This is a genomic window from Endozoicomonas ascidiicola, from assembly GCF_001646945.1.
GTDB classification, from domain to species: domain Bacteria; phylum Pseudomonadota; class Gammaproteobacteria; order Pseudomonadales; family Endozoicomonadaceae; genus Endozoicomonas; species Endozoicomonas ascidiicola.
In genome coordinates, this window is the sequence record NZ_LUTV01000008.1 from 1 (window position 1) to 6691 (window position 6691).

At 48.1% G+C, this 6691-nt stretch carries 6 protein-coding genes; 4 read left to right on the forward strand and 2 right to left on the reverse strand.

Annotated elements, in window-relative coordinates:
* Nucleotides 1-178: 178 nt before the first annotated feature.
* Both AKL11_RS20480 and AKL11_RS20485 read left to right on the forward strand, forming a co-directional pair.
* A complete protein-coding gene (locus AKL11_RS20480) occupies nt 179-1444 on the forward strand; it encodes a purine-cytosine permease family protein (RefSeq protein ID WP_067521455.1) in 1266 nt (421 codons plus the stop codon).
* A 77-nt stretch (nt 1445-1521) separates the two neighbouring features.
* Nucleotides 1522-2547, forward strand: a complete 1026-nt coding sequence (locus tag AKL11_RS20485; protein WP_067521458.1) for a quinone-dependent dihydroorotate dehydrogenase — start codon at nt 1522-1524, stop codon at nt 2545-2547.
* A 69-nt stretch (nt 2548-2616) separates the two neighbouring features.
* Here AKL11_RS20485 and rmf read toward each other — a convergent pair whose 3' ends face one another.
* Entirely contained in the window at nt 2617-2847 is a 231-nt protein-coding gene (rmf, locus tag AKL11_RS24795) for a ribosome modulation factor (protein ID WP_425387597.1), read from the reverse strand.
* 437 nt (nt 2848-3284) lie between these two features.
* Between rmf and AKL11_RS25355 the strand changes: the two genes are divergently transcribed.
* Nucleotides 3285-3653, forward strand: a complete 369-nt coding sequence (locus AKL11_RS25355; protein ID WP_067521462.1) for a cystatin family protein — start codon at nt 3285-3287, stop codon at nt 3651-3653.
* A gap of 168 nt (nt 3654-3821) precedes the next feature.
* Nucleotides 3822-5987, forward strand: coding sequence for a bifunctional 23S rRNA (guanine(2069)-N(7))-methyltransferase RlmK/23S rRNA (guanine(2445)-N(2))-methyltransferase RlmL (gene rlmKL / locus AKL11_RS20495; RefSeq protein ID WP_095210579.1), 2166 nt, complete (start codon nt 3822-3824; stop codon nt 5985-5987).
* 425 nt (nt 5988-6412) lie between these two features.
* Here rlmKL and AKL11_RS20500 read toward each other — a convergent pair.
* The coding region (locus AKL11_RS20500; protein WP_436404696.1) for an ISAzo13-like element transposase-related protein at nt 6413-6691 on the reverse strand (279 nt) is incomplete at its 5' end.

Consider the following 6691-nt stretch of genomic DNA (forward strand, 5'->3'; position numbering starts at 1 on the left):
TTATTGTCATAGCACCCAAGATGAACTGGTGAAGAATGTCAAAGCCTTCTGCGTGCAGATTAACCAAAAACCAGTCGAGTTAGCCGACAGACTCCATACCAAGACGTCTCTTGACGAGGAGGAAGAGGTGCTCAGAAAACCGGTTAAGCCAAAACCAAAATAAAACCGATGGTTTCAAGTGAGTTTTGGTTTATTTAATATTTACAGTAATTTTTTTATTAATCCGGGCACACTCGTCACCTCTGGTTTTATGGCGATGGCCGGCCTGTCGTTTTTTTCAGTGGTCGGTATACAGTTACTATCGACATTGTTGGGAATGATACCATTTTTACTGCTTTCTTTAGCCGGGGTTAAATACGGCATCCCAGGGCAAGTGGTCTGTCGGGTGGTGTTTGGCATTCGAGGTTCCCGCTGGATTACATCAATTCTCAGATTGCTGTGTTCAATTTACTGGTTTGCGTTTCAAACAGCAGCGGGCTCCCTTGCGATTGAAGCCATATTGAGAAACTGCTTTGAGATCGTTATACCTATTTGGTCCATATCTCTTGTCTTTGCCCTGTTTCAGGGAGCGGTGGCCGTGGTTGGGTATGACTCTCTGAAATGGTTGTCTGGCGTAGCCTTTCCGGCCAAATTAGTCATTTTCGCTGTTCTTATAGGCTTTGTTATGACTGAAGGCGGCGCTGGCGCCTCCCCATCAGTTGTGATTCATAAGGATGGATTGTTCTGGGACTGGGCGTTGGCGTTGGTTTGGATAAATACTCTGATTTCCAGCTTCTTCACGATAATGACGGACGCCTCAGATTTTACTCGATATACCCGTTCTGCTGGCGCGCTGGTCGTTGGATCGCTGTCTGGCGCATTGCTTGGAACAGTGCTCGCCTCATCTTTTGGGGTTTATGCTGTGATCGCTGGAGGTTTGCAAAGTATTAATCCCTTCGAAACCGTGGCGAGGTTGGATCCGGGCGTGCTTATCCTTATTTTAATGGCGACGGTGATTTTTCTGGATAACTGGTCAATTAATGTGATCAATCTTTATACCGGCGGGCTTTGCCTTTGTAATATGTTTAGCGGTCTTGGCCGACCCAAAGCGACGTTCATAGTGGCGATTATTGCGGCTTTATTATCTTGCATGCCGGAGCTGATCAGTGGTTATGTGGATCATATGGCCGCAATTGGAACCTTGTTCGCGCCCATTGCTGGCACTTTATTGGCTTGGTATTTTCTGCAGTTCCAACGTGTTGATGTTCAAGCGCTGTATGATGAGCAGGGTGTTTACTGGTACTTTCATGGTTTTAATCGTTTTACCTGTTTGTTGATCCCCGCCTCTTTTGTCGTCGGCTTTTTCATTCCTGAGGGCTGGTTGCCAGGGGTGTTTCTGATGGTGTTCTCGTTGCTGTTGTCTATGTGCCATTTTCACGGCAAAAGCCAAAGCAGAAATCCTTGATTCCCTGAGACAGGCTGGGGCGGTAGGTGTATACTCCCGAGAATTTTGTCCGGTGAGTTAATGGCTGATTCCTGATTATGTATAAATTGACCCGCAGTGCTCTCTTTTGTCTGTCTGCAGAAACCGCCCATGACTTTGCCATGGATATGATTGGCGCCGGGCAACGGTTAGGCGTAACCCGTTTGTTGTCACCAGGCGTGCCCTCCAAGCCCAGAAAGGTGATGGGGCTGACCTTTGATAATCCCGTAGGTCTGGCCGCAGGGCTGGATAAAAACGGCGATGCGATGGATGGCCTGGGAAGCCTCGGCTTCGGTTTTATTGAGTTGGGCACTGTGACACCGGTAGGACAACCCGGCAACCCAAAGCCGCGAATGTTTCGAATTCCTGAGAAAGAAGCCCTGATTAACCGAATGGGTTTTAACAATCACGGTGTAGATCACCTGATCGCCAATGTTCGAAAGAGTCAGTACAAGGGTGTGGTTGGCATCAATATCGGTAAAAATCTCTCTACAGCCGTTGAAGATGCTAACAATGATTATCTGGCCTGCTTGCGCAAAGTGTATCCACACGCTGGCTATATCGCGGTAAACCTCTCTTCTCCAAACACCCCGGGCTTGAGAAAACTCCAGTACGGCGAAGCACTGAAAAGCCTTTTGTCTGCTCTGAAAGAAGAACAGGCAGTGCTGGCTAAAGAATTTGGTTGTTATGTGCCTTTGGCGGTAAAAATTGCGCCGGATATGAGTGAGGCCGAAATCGCTGAAGTCGCGGCAGAATTAATGGCTCACGAGCTGGACGGTGTGATCGCGACCAATACGACGCTCGATCGTGAAGCCGTAAACGGTTTCCCGAATGCGGAAGAGGCGGGTGGATTGAGCGGTGCGCCATTGAGTCAGAAGTCTACAGAAGTGATTAAGTTACTGGCTGGCGAGTTGTCCGGCAAACTGCCCATTATTGGTGTGGGTGGCATTATGGATGCGAGTACGGCGGCAGATAAGATCAACGCGGGTGCTAGCCTGGTGCAGATCTATTCAGGTTTCATTTACAAAGGGCCTGAATTGATTCGTGAAGCGGCGGAAGCGGTTTATTCTGCTGAATCGTTGTAAGGAAATTTCTTTGATTGAGTGGCCAGGCTCCGAAAGGAGCTCTGGCGGTATGAATACGGTATTTATTGCTTATAAGTTTGCAGAAGAAGCGGGGGTGAAGTTATACATTCGCTCCAAGCTGGAAATGCCCGTTTTACCATCCCAATTGTCAACACGACCTTCCCGCCAGCCAGTGAGCCAGGATTGACGCAGCTCCGGTTCCTGATGTGGGCAGATGTCTCTGGAACGACCAGAAAGTCCTATCTGGTATCCCTTATTAAAGGCTCTATCGGCTTTATCCCTTTTGTGTCTTTTCAACATGGTTAAGTGCCTCTTGCTGATTTGGTTTTGACGGCCTCCATGGCTCTCTGGGGTAAGGTTCTGTCACTAGAACCCTGATACAGCCCTAAGCGTTGTAACAAACTTGCCACAAAAACGTTAACACAAAACAAACTTTCCGCAAAAGAATGGTTAAGTAAGTGATGTGCAATGTTTACCCAGAGGAAGTCAACAATCTAAGTTTTGTTCATTTGTTGCGTCTTTGTCAGGAAAATTAAGAGGATTTTAGGGCTAAAACCTCACTTCTTTAGCTTTTATAGATATAAGCAGGTACTTACGTTTAGTGCTGGAGTAGTTGTCAGTATTCGCTTTTAAATTCAATTGGTTTAATTATGTTTGGCGACTAGTCTTATTGACTGACTGTGGTTTTATCAAACGCCCTTGCTGCAAGCAGGTGCAGGGCTGAAGGAGTCAATAGGATGAGCAAATCCAGTATTTCCTCGATAGTGCTAGGCATTTCTGTGTTATTTCTTTCGGCATGCTCGACAGAACGATCTTGCGGCACAAACAATCCGGTTTGCAGTTCAGAATCCATTCCGGGCGGCTGGTCGGTGGCTAAAGTGACGCCAGAGGCGCGGAAAGCCACTGAAATGGCATTGGTGCAATTCAGTACACACTTGCAGTTGCTGGGTATTAATCAGGTGAGAACACAAGTGGTTAACGGCACTAATTATGCGCTGGAATTTACGGCCAGTGACGGTGAAGTGCTCCATGCCACGGTTCACCGTAGCCTTAATGACACTTATTCCATCATCAAACCGGCTCGCCGTGGGAAGCTTTGCCCGTAAATATCTTTAAATTCCGCCGGTGATTTCTTTTTCATAGCTTGGATATCTTATAGAATCGACGGATTTTTCCCCCGACTCACACCTTCCCCCGTTTTACAGCCTCTTTTCTTTATTGGATAAATGCTGCGTTGAGGGTGATGATGGTCGGTTATTCAGGACAAACCGGTTATGAGTACATCCATGCTGACATTATTTGCCAGTTGCCCGAAAGGGGTTGAATCCCTGCTGGCAACGGAGCTTGAAGATCTGGGCGCCAGTGAGGTGACCCAGACCGTTGCCGGTGTCAGCTTTGGTGGCTCTTTAGAGCTGGCTTATCGAGCCTGTCTCTGGTCCCGCTTGGCCAGCCGTATTCTTCTGCGTTTGGGCGAAGTGGATTCTTCCACCAAGCATAAACTCTACGATGGTGTGCAATCCTTCGAATGGGACGAACATTTGGATCAGGGTTCCAGTTTCCGCGTGGATTTCAACGGCGAAACTCCGGATATCAACCATACCAAGTTCGGTTCTCAGTACGTTAAAGATGCCATTGTCGATCAATTACGGGATCGTCACGGCTGGCGTCCTTCCGTCAGCAGCAAACCTGATCTTCGCATTAACGTACATGCGCGCGGAAAAACCGCGTTTGTTGGTATCGATCTTTCCGGTCAGAGCCTGCACGAGCGTGGCTATCGTCTGGAAGCCGGCGAAGCCCCGTTGAAAGAAAACCTGGCGGCCGCTTTGTTGCTCCGAGCTGGCTGGCCGGAGATTGCCAAAGCCGGTGGCACCCTGATTGATCCTATGTGCGGCTCCGGAACTTTCCTTATAGAAGGCGCCATGATGGCGGCTGATGTGGCGCCGGGCTTACTCCGTACCCGTTATGGCTTTGATAAATGGATGGGGCACGTACCAAAAACGTGGCTGAGCGTCTTGGAAGAAGCACGTACCCGCAGAGACGCAGGCCTTGCCGCATCGCAAGTAAAGATTGAAGGTTACGAAGGGCTCGCCAGAATTGTCGGGCGTGCAAGATCAAACATTCAGCGTGCCGGTCTTGCCAAATTAATTTCTGTCAGCCAGCAGGAGCTTGGCAGTCTGAAAGTTGAGCCATCGTTAACGCCTGGTCTGTTGATTGCTAACCCGCCTTACGGTGAACGAATGGGCGACGAAGCCAGTCTGGTTTATCTCTATAAACGACTGGGTGAGAAGATTAAGCAGGAAACCCCGGGTTGGCAGGCCGCGATTTTCACCTCCTCTCAAGCGTTGATCCGTAGTTTGGGAATGGGGCCACGGAAAAACTACACCCTCTTTAATGGTGCGATGTCTTGCAAACTCTACCTGTATGATGTTCGTGAACGTCAGGCGGAACCATCGGGCGCAACGTCTGCCAATATTGCTCAACATAAGTCAGAATTTAAAGCCAGTACCCCCGGCGGTGAAATGTTTGCCAACCGACTGAAGAAAAACCTTCGGTTACTGGGCAAGTGGCTCAAGAAAGAAAGTATACAATGCTACCGCCTGTACGATGCGGATATGCCAGAGTACGCGGTAGCCGTCGACGTGTATCGTGACTGGGTGCATGTGCAGGAATACGCTGCGCCTAAAACAATTGATGAAGATAAAGCTCATCAACGTTTGCTGGAAGCACTGGAAGTGATTCCCGGTGTGCTTGGTATTCCTGAAAATCATGTTGTGTTTAAGCGTCGTGAGCGTCAATCCGGTAAAAAACAGTACGAAAAACTGGAGCAATCCGGCGATATGCTGGAAGTGCAGGAAGGTCAGTGTCGTTTATTGGTGAACTTGAAAGATTATCTGGATACCGGCCTGTTTCTGGATCACCGCAAAATGCGTCTGCGTATCGCGGAGGAGGCAAAAGGGAAGGATTTCCTGAATCTATTCTGTTACACCGGCACGGCGTCCATCCACGCAGCGGTGGGTGGAGCAACCAGTACCACCAGTGTTGATCTGTCGAACACCTACTTGGGTTGGGCGCGGAAGAACATGGCGGTCAATGGTCTGGTGGATCGTAAAAACCGCTTTGAACAGTCTGACTGTCAAGAGTGGCTAAAACAGGATTCCCGGTTCTATGATTTAATTTTCATGGATCCACCGACGTTTTCTAACTCAAAGAAAATGCGGGATGTGTTCGATGTGCAGGAAGCCCATGTCAAACTGATTCAGCTGGCGATGGCAAGGCTGAAACCCGGTGGCGTGTTGTATTTCTCCAACAACTTCCGCCGGTTTGAGTTTGCCGACGAGTTGAAGGTGCAGTTTAAGGTTGAAGATATCTCGACCTCTACCATCGACAGAGATTTTCAGCGCCGACAGGACATTCACCGGTGCTGGCGAATTGTGAAATAGACGCAGGCGTCTTTTGAATACTTTCGTCGTATAGTGAGGTACGACGGAAGGTATTTATATCAGTCAGGTGAATGCGCCTTTGTCGTATAACTGCCTTGATTGATCATCCATCTCTTATATATAAACTAGTCAGTTTTCAGTTAATTTAGTGTTAAATTCGTTTTGATGGTGTGGTCTTAACGAATTCTTAACCGCAGAGTGGGTATTGTCATCCACCACAGAATCCGGAGTGCTTATTGCTCAATGAAGCCATTACTTTTGCCAATACTGTTGACTGCACTGTTGTGTGGATGCCAGTCCAAAATTTCACATCCATTAATGACGCCATCATCGTTTAAACCCGTTGAAGAGTATGTGTCGTTTAATGAGTATGTGGAAAAAACAGCAGGGGAGCTTAGGAATAGTCCCTGAATAACTTCCCGATTTCAGCAGGTACAGGGCATGGCGACATAGTTCCATTTTGGCAAGAATTTATCGAACTGAATGGCCATGTTCTTTTTGAATTCAGTGGCATATTTACGCCCGGTTTCGAACACTTTGTCGATAATTCTTACAACCACTTTCAGCCCTTTGGTCGTTTCTGTTTTTTCTATGTAGTGCTGTGCCATCTCAACGGATTCCAGAGGAACACCTTTGCAGGCACGGGTGATATGCGGGAATACGCGATGCTCAATAGGGTTGTATTTCGAACAATACGACGGGTA

What these genes read in the sequence shown, in the direction of transcription:
- rmf (WP_425387597.1), bottom strand. Translation starts at nt 2,847, where the DNA reads ATGTTGAAAAGACACAAAAGGGATAAAGCCGATAGAGCCTTTAATAAG.
- AKL11_RS20485 (WP_067521458.1), top strand. Translation starts at nt 1,522, where the DNA reads ATGTATAAATTGACCCGCAGTGCTCTCTTTTGTCTGTCTGCAGAAACC.
- AKL11_RS25355 (WP_067521462.1), top strand. Translation starts at nt 3,285, where the DNA reads ATGAGCAAATCCAGTATTTCCTCGATAGTGCTAGGCATTTCTGTGTTA.
- rlmKL (WP_095210579.1), top strand. Translation starts at nt 3,822, where the DNA reads ATGAGTACATCCATGCTGACATTATTTGCCAGTTGCCCGAAAGGGGTT.